This is a genomic window from Sphaerochaeta sp. S2, from assembly GCF_016406725.1.
GTDB lineage: Bacteria > Spirochaetota > Spirochaetia > Sphaerochaetales > Sphaerochaetaceae > Sphaerochaeta.
The window spans coordinates 1-1,091 of sequence record NZ_JAEKNT010000036.1; the positions used below are offsets into that span (position 1 = coordinate 1).

The 1,091-nt window shown below is 34.7% G+C and carries 1 protein-coding gene and 1 pseudogene; both read right to left on the reverse strand.

Going from position 1 to position 1,091, the window contains the following annotated elements; genetic code table 11:
* Window positions 1-284 (reverse strand): annotated as a pseudogene (gene pyrH / locus JF818_RS00880) (UMP kinase); the annotation flags it as partial.
* Between the two features lie 203 nt (window positions 285-487).
* Window positions 488-1,091, reverse strand: a 604-nt coding sequence (gene tsf / locus JF818_RS00885; protein ID WP_198890112.1) for a translation elongation factor Ts, incomplete at its 5' end; no start/stop codon positions are given.

Sequence of the window (1,091 nt, forward strand, 5' to 3'; positions counted from 1 at the left end):
CTCATACCCTTTTGCTCGATAGAATCCTGAAGTGCCAATGCATTAATGACAGTTGCCATCATACCCATATAGTCAGCTGTTGAACGATCCATTTTCTCACTAGTTCTACCTCTCCAGAAGTTTCCACCACCAATAACTACAGCAACTTCAACACCTGCATCCGACAGAACTTTAATTTGATCAGTAACAACAGAAACGATGTTTTCATCTATTCCCGTTCCACCTGGACCTCCTAATGCTTCACCACTTAATTTCAATATAATTCTTTTAAACTTAGGCTTCAAAACGATTCCCCCCGTTCCTAGTTGTCTCTATGTCTACTTAATTAATTCCTTCTTTAAGCCTTGCCTAAACACTTCTATCCTATTTTAACATATAAATGAAGTCTCTAGAATAACAATTTGGTATCAAAGCTCATGAGAACTCAATAATTTTACCAATTTATTTCAAAAAAAAAGAACACTTATAAAAGTGTTCTTATATTTAATTAACCTTTGATTTGCTTAGCAACTTCTTCTGCAAAGTTTTCTTCTTTTTTCTCAATACCTTCGCCAGTCTCAAATCTAACAACTCTTGCAATTTTTGCATCTGCAGCTACAGACTTTAAGTAAGCAGCTACTGTGAATTCGTCATCTTTAACATATGGTTGATCTAATAAACAAATCTCTTTAAGCATCTTTTGAACTCTACCTTTAACCATTTTTTCAACGATATTAGCAGGTTTTCCTTCGTTAAGAGCTTGATTAGTAAGTACTTCTGTTTCAGCATTGATGAAATCTTGATCTACATCGTCTCTAGAAACGTACTTTGGATTAGTAGCAGCAACTTGCATTGCAATATTTCTAGCAGCTTCTACTATTTCATCACCAGCAGCGCCTTCAACTTCTACTAATACACCAATCTTTCCACCGCCATGAATATATTCAGCAACAGCGTTTTGACCTAAATCTAATACTTCGAATCTTCTGATGTTTAAGTTTTCACCAATCATAGCGATATGCTCTGTTTGAATAGTTTTAACATCTTTAGATGTATCTAAATGCCAAGCTTCAGCTAAGAATCCATCAATATCATTTGCATTTGTTGTTAAT